Annotated in this window: 8 protein-coding genes and 1 pseudogene; all 9 read left to right on the plus strand. The window is 45.9% G+C overall.

Going from position 1 to position 16,795, the window contains the following annotated elements; genetic code table 11:
- Nucleotides 1–66 precede the first annotated feature (66 nt).
- Nucleotides 67–1,050: pseudogene (locus BMZ72_RS37200) on the plus strand (phosphate acyltransferase); the annotation flags it as partial.
- A gap of 165 nt (nt 1,051–1,215) precedes the next feature.
- A complete protein-coding gene (locus BMZ72_RS19550) occupies nt 1,216–2,247 on the plus strand; it encodes a hypothetical protein (RefSeq protein ID WP_089811305.1) in 1,032 nt (343 codons plus the stop codon).
- Nucleotides 2,248–2,304: 57 nt separating this feature from the next.
- Nucleotides 2,305–3,048, plus strand: a complete 744-nt coding sequence (locus tag BMZ72_RS19555) for an MlaE family ABC transporter permease (protein WP_089811307.1) — start codon at nt 2,305–2,307, stop codon at nt 3,046–3,048.
- Nucleotides 3,049–3,125: 77 nt separating this feature from the next.
- Nucleotides 3,126–3,929, plus strand: a complete 804-nt coding sequence (locus BMZ72_RS19560) for an ABC transporter ATP-binding protein (RefSeq protein ID WP_089811309.1) — start codon at nt 3,126–3,128, stop codon at nt 3,927–3,929.
- 65 nt (nt 3,930–3,994) lie between these two features.
- Entirely contained in the window at nt 3,995–4,876 is an 882-nt protein-coding gene (sucD, locus tag BMZ72_RS19565) for a succinate--CoA ligase subunit alpha (protein WP_012788887.1), read from the plus strand.
- Between the two features lie 220 nt (nt 4,877–5,096).
- A complete protein-coding gene (locus BMZ72_RS19570) occupies nt 5,097–11,222 on the plus strand; it encodes an alpha-2-macroglobulin family protein (protein ID WP_177222847.1) in 6,126 nt (2,041 codons plus the stop codon).
- A 181-nt stretch (nt 11,223–11,403) separates the two neighbouring features.
- Nucleotides 11,404–13,779 (plus strand): ABC transporter permease, encoded by a 2,376-nt coding sequence (locus BMZ72_RS19575; protein ID WP_089811313.1) that lies wholly within the window; start codon nt 11,404–11,406, stop codon nt 13,777–13,779.
- A gap of 28 nt (nt 13,780–13,807) precedes the next feature.
- Entirely contained in the window at nt 13,808–14,863 is a 1,056-nt protein-coding gene (locus BMZ72_RS19580; RefSeq protein WP_089811315.1) for an NAD(P)/FAD-dependent oxidoreductase, read from the plus strand.
- 87 nt (nt 14,864–14,950) lie between these two features.
- Nucleotides 14,951–16,699, plus strand: a complete 1,749-nt coding sequence (gene aspS, locus BMZ72_RS19585; RefSeq protein ID WP_089811317.1) for an aspartate--tRNA ligase — start codon at nt 14,951–14,953, stop codon at nt 16,697–16,699.
- Nucleotides 16,700–16,795: the final 96 nt, after the last annotated feature.

Raw genomic sequence — 16,795 nt, forward strand, 5'->3', positions numbered from 1 at the left:
GACGCTTATGTAGAAGTACTGAACAAACGTCTGGGCCTGGATAACCAGTTGTTCCGCGTGATCGGTACCAAAGCCCGTCAGGACCCACGTAAGGTTGTATTCGCGGAAGCGGATAACCTGAAAGTACTGAAAGCTTCACAGGTAGTAAGGGAAGAGGGGATCGCGTATCCTATCCTGTTGGGTAATGAACTGCGTATCCGTAATCTGGCAGCAGAAAACGGTATCGAACTGGATGACACAGTGATCATCGATCCGAAGAGCGATGAAATGAGTGAAAAACGTCATCATTTTGGTGAACTGTTCTTCAAAAAACGCCAACGTAAAGGATTTAACCAGTACGAAGCGAAGAAAGTAATGCGTGAGCGTAACTACTTTGGTTGTATGCTGGTTGAAACAGGAGAAGCGGATGCGCTGATCTCTGGTCTGACACGTAACTACCCTGATACTATTCGTCCGGCGTTACATGTGATCGGTATGGAGCCGAATGCAAAACGTGTGGCCGGTATGTATATCATCAATACAAAACGCGGTCCGCTGTTTCTGGGAGACACTACGGTGAACTTCAACCCTACTGCGGAAGAACTGGCGGAAATCACCCTGCTGGTGGCAAATGAAGTGAGACAGTTCAACATCACGCCACGTATCGCGATGCTGTCTTATTCCAGCTTTGGTTCCAGTGGTACAGCGGAAGCGCAGCTGGTGGCAAAAGCGCGTGATATTGTAAAACAGAAAGATCCAACCCTGATCGTGGATGGTGAGATCCAGGCGGCGATGGCCTTTAACCAGGAGATCCTGAAGGATAGTTATCCTTTCAGCGAATTGCTGGGACAGGAGGTTAACACGCTGATCTTCCCGAATCTGGCGGCAGGTAATATCGCATATAACCTTCTCCAGGAAGTAGCGGGCTTCGATGCTATCGGTCCGGTATTGTTAGGTATGAAGAAACCTGTGCATATTCTTCAGCTGGGCAGCACTGTTCGTTCTATTGTGAACATGGTGAATATTGCGGTTGTGGATGCGCAGCATAAGTGTTGCGACGGGAAGAAGTAAGAGATTAATTAAGAATTAAAAATTAATAATTAAGAATTTTTGCGTCAATATCCTGAAGATGAATCAATAACGGTATTGATTTATTAACTTAATAAAAAGTTAGGGAATCTGGTATTATCGTAAGTCCACCAATTCTTAATTCTTAATTTTTAATTCTTAATTCTTTTGCAGCATATATCAAAAAAGAAGGCCTTTTTCCCCCTGAATCCTTCCTTCAGAGGTTATCTTAAACTATACGAACGGGAGGTAAAACTACCTGTCTCTTATGAGGAGATGCGTTATTTTGATAACAGCATTCCGGTATACGATAAGGATGGAAAAGACACCCTGTGGGAGTCTGTTTTTTATCCGCAGAGTATGCATCAGCAGTTACATGCAGGCCTGAAGAGAATTTATTCTATTATGAAAGCGGGAGGTGATTTCACTGCGGAGGAACACCTGGAAGTGGAGCGTATTGATTTCTGCACCTTTGGTAATTCTCATCCATTCCGTATCAGGATACGCAACACATACAATGATGTGTATGACTACTTCTATGTAAAGGTGGCGGATGCTTCCCGTATTTACGGACTGGAGCTGGAACACATCTTATCTCCTTATGTGATCAATTTTATTGTTGATGGAAATACGCTGATTGAAGAGCATATTGCCGGCGTACCGGGAGATCAGTTCATTCTGCAATATATGAACCGGCCGGAGTTTAACCCTAAGCGTATTGCCAAGGAATTCGTCAAATTTAATGAGCGTTGTTTTGTACGTCTGCTGGGAGATATGCGTTCCTACAATTTCGTATTTGATATTACCCAGGACTTTGACGATGTACAGTTCCGTATCCGGGCGATCGATTTTGACCAGCAGTTCTATGAGGGTAAGCGTACCTTATATATGCCGCAGTTTTTCAAGGAGAACAGGGTGTTTGTGGAACTGGCGATGAAACACCTGAATGCGGAAGTGGTAAAGCAGTACCAACAGGAGGAACGTTCTGTTATTGCCCGGAGGATCAAGACCCAACGGCATCGCATAAAGGACCTGAGAGACGTGATCATGACCGATCGGGTCTCCTTTCCCGAAAAAATAAGTCAGCTGGGACATGAACTGGCACAGTACTACGAGGATCCTGTCTTTTCACGTTGTAAGACAATGGGTGAGATCATTGAACGTAGTCTGAAGCGCCTGCTGGTGAAAAGTCTTAAATAGCCGGAACCCGCCGGGGGCTATGTAGTCCCAACTATTTTTCCCTATCTTTGGCCAGTTATGGAATTTAGATTCTTTCATCATTTCGGAAGCTACCTGCTTATGCTCAAGGGCATGTTTTCCCGTCCGGAAAATATGCGTATGTTCTGGAAGGAGTTTATGCGCCAATGTGTGGATATCGGTATCGGATCATTAGGGATTGTACTGATTATTTCGATGTTCATGGGAGGGGTAACCACCCTGCAGATTGCTTATCAGCTGGTAAGCCCTGTTATCCCCAGATCAACGATTGCACAAATTGTAAGAGATACCATCATACTTGAATTTGCCCCCACACTGACCTGTATCGTACTGGCGGGTGTGGTAGGTTCCAAGATCGCCTCTGAACTGGGGAATATGCGTGTATCTGAACAGATTGACGCGCAGGAGATCATGGGTATCAACACCAAAGGATACCTGATCATGCCTAAGATCCTGGCTGCTATCATTATGATACCCTGTCTCATTGCCATTGCCGGTTTTCTGGGTATCTGGGGTGGTCAGAAGGCGGGAGAGCTGGGAGGGATCCTTTCAGCGGAACAATACTGGCAGGGACTCAGACAGGACTTCAGGGCCTATAATATATTTTTCGCCCTCTTTAAGGCCTTCGTATTTGCCTTTATTATTGCCAGTGTACCCTCGTACTATGGTTATCATGTGCAGGGGGGAGCGTTAGAGATCGGTAAAGCCAGTACCAGTGCGGTAGTGGTGACCTGTGTCCTTATATTATTCATGGATTACCTGCTGGCAGCACTCCTGTTATAAAGAAAATCGCCCATTACAGACGGAAAGAAAGGCATTATTCAGCGTTTTGTAGTTCGGTTCCTAATTCGTAATTATTTATGATTGAATTGGTTAATATTAAGAAGGGCTTTGGTGATAAGGTCATTTTGCCGGATGTTACTGCCACAATGGAGACCGGGAAAGTGAACCTGATCATTGGTAGCAGTGGCAGTGGAAAGACGGTAATGATGAAATGTATGGTGGGACTGATGCCGGTGGATGAAGGTAAAATACTCTACGATGGCAGGGATTTTACCAATATGAGTGAGCATGAGAAGAAGGAGGTCCGCCAGCAGATCGGTATGCTGTTCCAGGGATCGGCCCTGTTTGACAGTATGACAGTAGAAGAAAACGTAATGTTTCCCCTGGAAATGTTCGGAAAAGGCAGCCATAAAGACAAAAGAAACCGTGTCATGGAGTGTCTGGAAAGGGTGCAACTGAAAGATGCGGCAAAAAAGTATCCTGCGGAGATCAGTGGTGGTATGAAGAAAAGGGTGGGTATCGCAAGGGCTATTGTATTGAATCCCAAATACTTATTCTGCGATGAGCCCAATTCAGGCCTGGACCCGCAAACCTCCCTGCTGATAGATAAGCTGATCAAAGATTTAACACTGGAGTACAACATTACGACGGTGATCAATACCCACGATATGAACACCGTAATGGAAAGCGGTGACCATATCGTATATATGTATAAAGGGCGCAAACAGTGGGAAGGAAGTAATAAAGACATCATTTTCAGTAAAGATGAGAAGCTGAATGACTTTATCTTTGCATCCGACTTCCTTCGCGAGGCGAAAGAAATGCGGCAGATGGAAATGTTCCAGAGTCAGGATTGGCGGAATAAGTTAAAAAAAGATTGATTTGGAAATTGGCATTAGGACTTTAATTTTGCCGATATCTATTATAAAACAATAAACCAAGCGCGATGAGTGTTTTAGTTAATAAGAATAGCAAAGTGATTGTACAGGGCTTTACCGGTACAGAGGGCACTTTCCATGCCACACAGATGATCGAATACGGTACGCAGGTAGTAGGTGGCGTTACGCCAGGCAAAGGCGGCAGTAAACACCTGGATCGTCCGGTTTTTAACACCGTAGACGATGCAGTAAAAGCAACAGGCGCTGATGTTTCTATCATTTTCGTTCCACCAGGCTTCGCTGCAGACGCCATCATGGAAGCTGCAGAAGCTGGTATCGCACTGATCGTTTGTATCACTGAAGGTATTCCTGTACAGGACATGATCAGAGCTAAAAACTTCCTGGTTGGCCGTAACAGCCGCCTGATCGGACCTAACTGCCCTGGTGTAATCACTGCAGAAGAGGCTAAAGTAGGTATCATGCCTGGTTTTATTTTCAAGAAAGGTAACATCGGTATCGTATCTAAATCCGGTACTTTAACATATGAAGCTGCTGATCAGGTAGTTAAAGCTGGTCTGGGTGTATCTACCGCTATCGGTATCGGTGGAGACCCAATCATCGGTACGCCAACCAAAGATGCGGTTGAACTGCTGATGAACGATCCGGAAACTGTTGGTATCATCATGATCGGTGAGATCGGTGGTAGCATGGAAGCTGACGCTGCAAAATGGATCAAAGAAAACGGTACTAAACCGGTAGTTGGTTTCATCGCTGGTCAGACTGCGCCTCCAGGCCGTCGTATGGGCCACGCTGGTGCGATCATCGGTGGTGCTGACGATACAGCAGCTGCTAAGATGAAGATCATGGCAGAATGTGGTGTTCACGTAGTAGAAAGCCCTGCTAACATTGGTAAAACAATGGCAGAAGTACTGAAAGCTGTTAAAGCATAATAATCAATAGATTATGTAATATTAATCCTCCCTCGGTTTAATCCGTGGGAGGATTTTTTTTTCGCCCCGGCATATTTTTATTGACTTTTACAACGGAACCCTGTGGAATAGGAGCAAAAATTGCATCCTGTTCCGGAGACAAACTGAATATCAAATGCTATCCCACATGCGTTTAATCGGAATTGCTTTTATTTTATTAATCCTAAGCTGTACAACCGCCATGGCACAGTTCAATTATGACTCGCACTGGAAGAAGGTAAAAGAGTTAAATGACAAGAATCTATTCAAATCGGCCCTGCAGGAACTGGACGCCATTGCTGAAAATGCCTCAAAACAACAGCATGAATCCCAGTTACTTAAAACGTACATCTACAGGATCAGGTATGTTGCTGAAGTAGAAGACGGTATCCCCGAAAATGGACAGGTGGCCCGCTGGAAAACCCAGTCGTTTTCCCTTGCCTCCCGCGCCATACTGAAAAGTATACAGGCAGAATCCCTGCTGAGATACCTGCAGAATAACAGGTATGAACTGTACAACCGCACCGACGTACAGGGCGATACCTCCATGGATGTATCCACCTGGAGCGAAGCCCGTCTGCATCGTGAGATAGCTGCAGCATATGCGGCTTCCCTCAAAGATGTGGAAGTACTGAAAAAGACAGATATCAGCAAGTACAGCGATATCGTAAAAGAAGGTGTCGGCGATACCCGCAAACTGCGGCCTACCCTGTATGACCTGCTCGCACACCGTGCACTGGAGTATTACAAATCTGGAGAAAGCCTGGTGACCAGTCCGGAGAATCAATTCGAAGTGACTGACCCCGCTGCATTTGCTCCGGCGGCCGTTTTCATGCAACATGCATTCATTACGACCGATACCGTTTCCCTCCAATATAAAGCGCTCCTGTTGTTACAGGACCTGATGCGCCTGCATGCGAAAGAAAAAACATCGCTGCTGAACCTGGACCTGGAAAGAACAGCATATGTCAACCAGGTGTCTGTAATGCCTGAAAAAGATGCAGCCTATCTGGCTTTGCTGAAGTCACAGGAACAGGCCTATGCCGGTGAAAAAGAAGTAACGCAGGTACTCGCGCAACTGGCAAGCTATTACTATACACAAAGTAATCAGAAGGATGCTGTCAACATAGATGGAATGACCGCATCCGAAGCGTCTAAAAAAGCGAAGGAATTATGTGAGAAAGGCGTAAAACTGGCGCCGGGATCAGTTGGTAGCGCCAGCTGTGGCGATCTGCTGGCAAGCATCAACCGTAAACTGCTGCAACTGCAAACAGAACTGGTGAATCTCCCGGATCAACCTTTCCGTACACTGGTAACCTATCGTAACACAGATAAGATCTATCTGAGAGCAGTGCGTATTGATGAAGATTTCCGCGCCTCTCTGCGTGCAGCACAGAACGACTATCGTGATACGACAAACCGTTACTGGCGACTGATGCTGGAAAGACAACCTGTTAAATCCTGGGAGCAGGGGTTGACAGGGGCAGATGATTACCGTTCACATTCCGCAGAGATCAAAATAGATGCATTGCCTTTAGGAATGTATATGATCGTGGCAAGTGTGAAGAAAGAATTCTCCCTGAAGGAAAATCTGCTGGCAGTACAGTTTGTACATGTTTCCAATATCAGTTACGTATTGCGTGAGTATAACGAAAGTGATATCACCAACAAGTATTATGCACTGCATCGTCAGACAGGGCAGCCATTACCTGGTACCACACTGAAAATATGGTCACAGAAAAATACGGGGAATAAAGAAAAAATGACCCTGTCTCAGACTTACACCGCAGGCAAAGACGGCTCAATGGATGTGAAGTGGGAAAACAACCGTGAGAATGTAAGACTGGAATGGACCAATGGAAGTGATGACCTGTTTATCGACGAACACAAATACGTATACAGTTATAAATACCAGCAGGAGTCAGATGAAATGAAGGACAAACATAGCAGCTTCCTGTTTACCGACAGGGCTATTTATCGTCCGGGACAAACGCTGTATTTCAAAGGGATCGCATTAGCCAGAAAAGAGAAAGGCAGTCGTGTGGTAACCGATCTGCATACTACTGTACAGTTGTATGATGTGAACGGAGAACTGGTGGACAGTATCAAAGTAACTACCGGTGAATTCGGTACTTACGCTGGTAAATTCACTCTCCCGATGGGCCGTCTGAATGGTGAGTTCCATATTCAGGAAATTGGCGGAGAAGGATATACCACCTTTAATGTAGAGGAATACAAACGTCCTAAATTCTATGTAGAATTTGAGCCGGTACGTGGCACTTATCGCGTGAATGATTCCGTAAAAGTAACAGCAAAAGCACTGGCTTACGCCGGTAATAATATTGATGGTGCAAAGGTAGAGTACAGAGTAGTGAGAAGGGCGCGTTTCCCCTATCCATGGATGATGTGGAGAATGCCTTATCAGAGTGCTTCCCGTGAGATCGCACATGGCGAAGCAAAGACAGGTGCAGATGGTACGTTCAATGTGTCATTTGCTGCATTACCTGATCTGAAAATACCAGCATCCCTGAAACCGATCTTCACTTATGAAGTATCTGCAACCGTAACAGATCTCAACGGAGAAACACACAGCGGAGAGCAGACAGTGAATGCAGGTTATCAGGCATTGGAAGTAAAGATCAATCTGGCAGACAGGGTACAGGCAAAAGACCTGGATTCAGTAAGCATCGTTACACAGAACCTGAATGGCAATTTCGAATCAGCGAATGTAGCAGTAACTGTTAGTCCGGTGAAACCAGCTGCACGTCTGCTGAGAAGCAGATTCTGGGATAAACCTGATCAGTTCATCATCCCGCAGGCGGAATACGAAAAACTGTTCCCGCATGATATCTACAGAGATGAGAATGAACAGGAAAGCTGGGCAAGAGAAAATGCCATACTGACACAATCCGCTACTACCAGTGCACAGTCAAGAGTAGCATTAGGTAAGCAGAAATTGGCTGCTGGCTGGTACGAACTGAAAGTAAGTACAAAAGATAAATACGGTGAAGAAGTAACACAGAAGCAGGTCTTTGAAGTGATAGATCTGGAGGCGAAGAAACCATCCTATCCTGTGTATGTGTGGAAATACAGCGATATTAAAAGTATCGAACCAGGAGAAAAAAGACAACTGCGTATCGGTTCATCTGCAAAAGATGTACATGTATTACAGTTGTCACAACATCCTGACAAGAAAGAACTGTTCAGCAGTTTTGATATCAATGGCAGCATTGAAAACAAAGACTACACTGCACTGGAAAGTGACAGAGGTAATGTCGTGTTCCAGTATGCATTTGTAAAAGATAACAGGCTGTATACAGTTGCAGAAACAGTGAGCGTGCCATGGACAAACAAGGATCTGGATATCACGATCGCTTCACATCGCGATAAACTGCAACCAGGTGAGAAAGAGAAATGGCAGGTGACCATAAAAGGGTACAAAGGTGAAAAGGTAGCAGCAGAAATGCTGGCGTCTATGTATGATGCATCACTGGACGAATTCCGTATGCAGAGCTGGACAGCCCCATCATTGAATCCTTATCTGGATGCTTACAGATACTGGACAGGCGATAACTTTAAGGCCACGTATTCCATGCAACGCGATGATATCAGAGAGAAAGCAAGACCATTTGCTACACCATTCTCTTATGATGATATTGATTGGTTTGACTGGTATCTGTCAGGTGCGTATGTGCTGTTGCAGGATAAAAATGCGACACAGCAGGAAATAAGTATTGTAGGGTACGAGCAGGAGAGAAGAAGAATGATGATGAAGAGGAGTTTAACGCTTGCTGGTGGAATGAGAGCGGAAGCTGCTATGGCAGTACCTGCTCCGGCAGCCCCGGCGAAAGAGATGGAAATAGCAGGTAATGGATATTTGGCTGCCGATCAGGCGGCTGTAGCACCGGGAGCACTTAATGAATCTGTAGTAGTTGGGGATGGAACAAAAGCTGTTAAAGAAGCAGAGGCAGCGAAAGTCCAACCACGTAAAAATTTCAACGAAACCGCCTTCTTCCTGCCTGATCTGCGTACAGATAAAGATGGTAATATCACGTTCGAATTCACTGTTCCGGAAGCATTAACACGCTGGAAATTCTTATCACTTGCGCATACAAAAGATGCTGCCTTTGGTACTGCTGAAACGAGCATCGTTACACAGAAACCACTGATGGTACAGCCAAATGCACCGCGTTTCATGCGTGAAGGAGATAAGATCGAATTCTCTGCGAAGATCAGCAACCTGGCTGATAGCACCTTACACGGTGAAGCAAGACTGGAACTGCTGGATGCGACGACTATGCAACCGGTAGATGGCTGGTTCCAGAATATCTTCCCTACACAACATTTCACTGTTGAGAAAGGACAAAGTACTGCTGTAAACTTCCCGGTACAGATACCGTTCAACTTCAATAGTTCACTGGTATATCGTGTAGTAGCACTGGCAGGTAAATACAGCGATGGTGAGGAAAATGCATTACCGGTACTGACCAATACCATGCTGGTAACAGAAACATTGCCGCTCTCTATGCGCGGTGATGGTACCCGCAATTTCACCATGCCTAAGCTGCTGAAAAGCGGAGAGTCTGAGACTTTACAACAGCATGCCTTTACTTTGGAGTTTACTTCAAATCCTGCATGGTATGCCGTACAGGCACTGCCTTACCTGATGGAGTATCCTTATGAATGTTCTGAACAGATCTTCAACAGATATTATGCAAACACACTCGCAACGCATATCGCGAATGCAATACCTGGTGTAAAAAGTATGTTTGAAAAATGGCGTACAACTGACACCTCTGCATTGCAGAGTAACCTGCAGAAAAATGAAGAACTGAAATCAGTATTGCTGCAGGAAACACCATGGGTGCTGGAAGCGAAAAATGAAGCAGAACAGAAGAAACGTATCGCATTGCTGTTTGATCTGCAACGTATGAGCAGCGAGCAACACAGAGCGATCGAACAGTTAAAGGAACGTCAGCTGAGTAGTGGCGCATTCCCATGGTTCAATGGTATGTGGGAAGACCGTTATATCACACAGTATATCCTTGCCGGTTTAGGCCGTCTGCGTGAAGTAGGCGCACTGGGAGAGAAAGAGCTGGAAGACGCAGATGATATCCTTTCAAAAGGTATCCACTATGCAGATAAAACGACTGATGATACCTATCACAGACTGAAACAGCTGAAGGTAGATATGAACGCACAGCAGATCGGTTATATCGAAACACATTATCTGTATACGCGTAGTTTGCTGAAAGGTCAGCAAGAGCTTCCTGCTGAATTCAGAGAGTCTTATCAGTATTATATCACACAGGCGAAGAAATACTGGACGAAACTGGGTATCTATCAGCAGGCAATGCTGGCATTTGTATTCAACAGAAGCGGAGACAATAAAACAGCAACGGATATTGTTCGTTCCCTGAAAGAACGCGCTATCAATAATCCTGAAACAGGTATGACCTGGAAGGAACTGCGTGGTGGTTACTGGTGGTATGAAGCACCAGTTGAAACACAGTCTATGCTGATCGCTGCCTTCAAAGAAGTAGGCAACGATTCGGTTGCTATCGGTGATATGAAAACCTGGTTGCTGAAAAACAAACAGACCAATAGCTGGAATACGACGAAAGCAACAGCAGACGCTTGTTATGCGATGTTGCTCGGTGGTGGCAACTGGCTGGAAGCAACACCGGAGGTAACGATCAAAGCGGGTAATACTACTGTCAGCAGTGCAACTGAAAAGACAGAAGCAGGAACCGGATACTTCAAAAAGCAGCTGAATACAACTGAGGTGAAACCTGCTATGGGTAACATCGCAGTAACCGTGAAAGGCAGTAAAGGACAGCCTTCATGGGGCGCCGCTTACTGGCAGTATTTTGAGCAGCTGGATAAGATCACCGGTGCTGAAACACCGCTGAAACTGGAGAAGCAGTTGTTCATTGAAAAGAATACTGCGAACGGTCCGGTGCTGACAGCCATTGAAGACGGTAATAGCCTGAAAGTGGGCAACAAAGTAAAGGTGCGTGTGGTAATGCGTGTTGACCGTGACATGGAATACGTACACCTGAAAGATATGCGCGCTGCCTGCTTTGAACCTGAAAATGTGATCAGTGACAGTAAATGGCAGAATGGAGTGAGTTATTATGAAAGCACGAAAGATGCAAGTACTAATTTCTTCTTTAGCAGTCTGCCGAAAGGTACCTATGTGTTTGAATACACCCTGTTTGTAACACACCAGGGTAACTTCAGCAATGGTATCAGCACTGCACAGTGTATGTATGCGCCTGAGTTCAGCGCACACAGCGAAGGTATCAGAGTGAAAGTGACCGAATAGAACATACCTTTGTTCAGATAAGAAGAGCGGATGGGCAACCATCCGCTCTTTTTTTTGAAACCGGACATATTTGTACCGAAACCGGACAATAGATGGTTTCTAATATATTGATATTCAGTTATAATTTGCGTGGCATTCTTTTGGGGCCTTTCCTGCCAGGTGTCATATAAAAACGAGCCATATGTTCAAAAGTTACCTGAAAGCCACATTGCGCAGCCTCTGGAAAAACAAAACCTTCAGCTTCCTGAATATATTCGGACTGGCTATTGGTATTGCATGCGCCGGCGTCATTTTCCTCTGGGTAGAAGATGAGCTGAATTATGACAATGTGCATCTCAAAAAGGATAGTCTGTATGAGGTAATGACCAATGCCGATTATGCCGGTGACATCCGCACCTTTGGCTCTACACCGGGATTGGCTGGTCCGGCTATCCGTGAAGAGATACCGGGCATTGTGAACAGTTGCCGGATGACGGATTTCTCCCCCTCTTTCCTTTTTAATACCGGTGATAAACCCGTATATGCAAGTGGCAGATATGTAGATGCCGCTTTCTTTTCTATGTTCACTATTCCTTTTACGGAGGGAAATCCGGCTACTGCTTTTAAAGAACCTTATTCCATTGTTGTTTCACAACAGGCGGCCAGGAAAATCTTTGGCGATGATAAGAATGTTGTAGGAAAGAGAGTGAAAGTGGACAATAAACAGGAATTTCTGGTAAGTGGTGTAATGAAAGATCAACCGGAAAATAGTTCCTTTCGTCTTGAATGGGTGGCATCATTTGATCTCTTTTTTCAGCAGAATAAAGTCTCCTTGTCAGTATGGGCTAATAGCTCCCCTTTGACGTTCGTTGAATTAGGTCCGAATGCAGACGTTGCGGCAATCGATAAACAACTTTATTCCTTTATACAACGAAAATCGGATGGCGCCAGCAACCGTCTGTTTCTCTTCAATATGAATGACTGGCGGCTGCATGGCAATTTTGAAAATGGTAAACCCGCAGGCGGGCGTATCACCTATGTCAGGATGTTCTCCTTGTTGGCCTGGATCATTCTGCTGATAGCCTGTATTAATTTTATGAATCTTGCTACGGCCCGTAGTGAAAAACGTGCAAGAGAAGTAGGAGTGCGTAAGGTGATGGGCGCCGATAAGAAAGGGCTTGTCATGCAGTTCATCGGTGAGGCGATCCTGATGGCGGCCATCGGTTGTATGTTGGCAGTATTGCTGCTGGCGCTTGTATTACCCCTTGCTGGTCCATTAGTAGGTAAGACGCTTGATATCGGACTTAACAATCCTGTGCATCTGATAGCGTTGCTTGCAGTGACGTTGTTATGCGGATTGATCGCTGGCAGTTACCCGGCATTATATCTTTCATCTTTCAATCCGGTAAGTGTATTAAAAGGAATGAACCTGAAGGTGGGCGGCGCCGGCTTTATCAGGAGGGGATTGGTCGTATTACAGTTCTCTGTGTCTATCATTTTAACCATTTGTACAGTTGTGATCTATCAGCAGATACACCATGTGAAAAGTCGAGATATTGGTTTTCAGAAAGAACGTCTGATCAGTATAGATCTGAAGGGGAATATCCTGAACAATTATACTGCTGTCAGACAGGAATTGTTAGGGACGGGTGTAGTGGAGAATGTTGGTCTGTCAGATCATCCTACATTGTATGATGGTAATAATACCAGTTCGCTTACCTGGCAGGGAAAGCCTGAAAACAGTGAACTGATTGTATCAACGAGACAAGCCAGCCCGGGATTTTTTAATACGATGGGCATGCAGCTGATAGAGGGAAAGGATTTTAATGAAGGCAGTACGGATAAACTGTCTGTTGTGATCACTGCTTCTCTGGCAAAGAAAATGGGAACGGGCAGCGCTGTTGGCAAAACGATAGAAATGCCAATGGATAATGCACCATCTATGTTTCTGACGGTGATAGGTGTGGTGAAAGATTATGTGTATGGCAACATGTATGGGACTTCCGATCCGGTATTGTTTTACAATATGCCCGGGGCGGCCAATGTAATGTACCTGCGTCTGAAGGCTTCGGTAACGCCGGAAAAAGCCATTGCTGCTATCGGAAAGGTCATTTCGACTGCTAATCCGGCTTATCCGTTTGAATATACGTTCGTAGATGACCAGTTCAATAACATGTTCCAGTCAGAAATGCTGGTGAACAGGTTATCCCGCGTATTTGCGATACTGGCACTGATCATTTCCTGTCTTGGATTATTTGGCCTGGCAGCCTATACTGCTGAGCGCAGAACAAGAGAGATCGGTATCAGAAAAGTGTTGGGCGCCAGCGTTACCGGGATCACAACCTTATTGTCCGGAGAGTTCCTGAAACTGGTACTTATCTCCTGTGTGGTGGCATTTCCTTTTGCCTGGTGGGCAATGTCGGTCTGGTTACAGCAATACGCCTACCGCGTTGCAATACAGTGGTGGGTGTTCCTACTGGCGGGGATGGCGGCTGTGGCGATCTCTTTGCTGACAATCAGTTTCCAGTCGGTGAAGGCGGCACTGATGAATCCTGTGAAGAGTCTCCGGGCGGAATAGCCGGAAAGGGTTGTATTTTGCAGCCCAAATGAAGGTAGATTTTCTGATCATAGGACAAGGCATTGCCGGTACTGTACTGAGTTATACGCTGATGCAGGCGGGACAGTCAGTGCTGGTCATGGATGAGTATAAACCCAATAGTGCGTCACGCGTAGCGGCTGGAGTAGTAAACCCCGTATCCGGCCGTCGTTTTACAGTAGCCTGGGAGTATGATGCGATATATCCGGTAGCGGTAAAGGTTTATCGCGAACTGGAAGCCCTGCTGGGTATTACTGTTTTCAAAGAAAGAGATATTTATAATGTGCTGCCATCCGAACAGCTGAAACAGGCGTTTATGGAGCGGACGGCAGGATTGTCCTATATGGAGGATCCTTCGGAAGAACGGATCGCCCATTACGAACAATGGCTGGATCAGCCTTTTGGTGCTGCGATTGTGAAAGGAGGGACGGTCATCCTCAGTAAACTGTTACCCGCCTGGCGTGATTATCTGAAAGCCCATAACAGTCTGCTGGAAGAAAGAATGGAGCTTTTCAGGCTGGAAGTAAGTGCCACCGGTGTCACCTATGGCGATATCAGTGCCCGATACCTGATCTTCTGCGAAGGGGCGGCTATTGTCAATAATCCCTGGTTTAACTACATCCCGTTTCTGCTGAACAAAGGCGAGGTACTGAATGTAAAAGTCCCTGGTTTTTCCACACCCGATATTGTCAAAAGAAGTGTTTCGCTGGTACCCCAGGAAGAAGAGACCTACTGGGTGGGATCGACGTTTGCCTGGGACTTCCCGGATGAAGCGCCTACAGCTGATAAGCGGGAATACCTGGAAAAAGGACTACAGCAGTTACTGAAGGTGCCTTATGAAGTAGTGGATCACGTGGCAGCGGTACGTCCCTCTGGTACAGACCGCCGTCCGATGATGGGATTACATCCGGAATCGCCGGTTTTGGGTATATTTAACGGCCTTGGTACCAAAGGTTCATCCCTGGCGCCAGCTATGGCAGCGGAATTTGCAGCACATATCCTTCAAAAAGAGCCGCTGCGGGCGGATACAGACATTAAACGCTTTTTTAACAGGTATAAGGGTTAGAAATGCTGGCGGCAAACTGTATCTTTGCCCACCGTTTGGGCCTCGACCCCCCGGAAAACAAAAAGTTGAACTTTATAATATAATTATATGTACAGAACGCACACTTGCGGCGAACTACGACTCGAGCATCAGGGCACACAGGTATCGTTGTCTGGCTGGATTCAGACAATCAGGAAATTCGGAAGTATCACATTTGTCGATCTGCGCGACCGTTATGGTATTACGCAGCTGCTGTTCGGAGAGTCTTTCAATGATCAGCTGGACGCACAGCCGCTGGGCCGTGAGTTCGTTTTACAGGCAAAAGGTACTGTAACTGAGCGTTCTAATAAAAACCCAAACATTCCTACGGGTGATATTGAGATCACAATTAGTGAGTTTACTATATTAAATGCGGCTAAAACGCCTCCTTTCACTGTACAGGATGATACTGATGGAGGAGATGAGCTGCGTATGAAATACCGTTATCTTGACCTGCGTCGTAACATCGTAAAGCAGAACCTTGAACTGCGTTACCGTGTGAACAGATCTGCGCGTAACTATCTGGACAGCAGAGGTTTCATGGATATTGAAACCCCTTTCCTGATCAAGTCTACACCAGAAGGTGCACGCGATTTCGTGGTACCAAGCCGTATGAACCCTAATGAGTTCTATGCTTTGCCACAGTCTCCGCAGACCTTCAAGCAGCTGCTGATGGTGAGTGGTTATGACAGATACTATCAGATCGTAAAATGTTTCCGTGACGAGGATTTACGTGCTGACCGTCAGCCGGAGTTCACACAGATCGACTGTGAAATGAGCTTTGTTGACCAGGAAGATATCCTGAACAACTTTGAGAACATGATGAAACACATCTTCATGGAGATCAAGGGTATCAGCTTTGAGGGTGCTTTCCCGCGTATGACATGGGATGATGCAATGGAGTTCTATGGTAATGACAAGCCGGATATCCGTTTTGACATGAAGCTGGTAAACATGAACGATACTGCCAAGGGCGCTAACTTCAAAGTATTTGACGATGCGGAACTGGTAGTAGCGATCTGTGCAAAAGGTTGCGCTGAGTATACCCGTAAACAGCTGGATGAACTGACTGAGTGGGTAAAACGGCCTCAGATCGGCATGAGTGGTCTGATTTATGCGAGATATAATGCAGATGGAACAATAAAAAGTTCTGTAGATAAGTTCTTTGATGAAGAGAAACTGAAGGGCTGGGCAGCAAAATGCCAGGCAGAACCAGGTGACCTGATCCTGGTACTGGCGGGCAAAGAAGAACGCACCCGTAAGGCGATGAGTGAATTACGTCTGGAAATGGGCGAACGTCTGGGACTGAGAGACAAGAATGTATTTAAGCCACTGTGGGTGATCGATTTCCCGCTGTTTGAATATGCTGAAGAGGAAAACCGCTGGGTAGCCCGTCACCATCCATTTACATCTCCTAAACCGGAGCATATCGAATGGATGAATGACCTGTCCAAATATGCAGACATCAAGGCAAATGCATATGATATCGTGCTGAACGGTACAGAAGTGGGAGGTGGCTCCATCCGTATATTCCAGCGTGATCTGCAGGAAAAAATGTTTGCAGCGCTGGGTATGAGTCCTGAGGAAGCAAACCATAAATTCGGCTTCCTGCTGGGAGCATTTGAATATGGTGCACCGCCACACGGAGGTATCGCCTTCGGCTTTGACCGCCTGTGCTCGCTGCTGGGTGGAAGTGAAACAATACGTGACTTTATAGCATTCCCTAAGAATAATTCCGGCCGCGACGTGATGCTGGACGCGCCTAGCGCGATTGATCAGGCTCAGCTGAATGAGCTTAAGATCAGCCTGGTGAAATAGACTGGCATGGAATTTGACTAAGTGGGTGGCACAAAGAACTGAATCCCCCTTGATGCTGATAAAACGGTGTTAAGGGGGATTGGTGCTAACTAAAGA

Origin of the sequence: Chitinophaga sp. YR627, assembly GCF_900114995.1 — a bacterium.
Taxonomy (GTDB): Bacteria; Bacteroidota; Bacteroidia; order Chitinophagales; family Chitinophagaceae; genus Chitinophaga.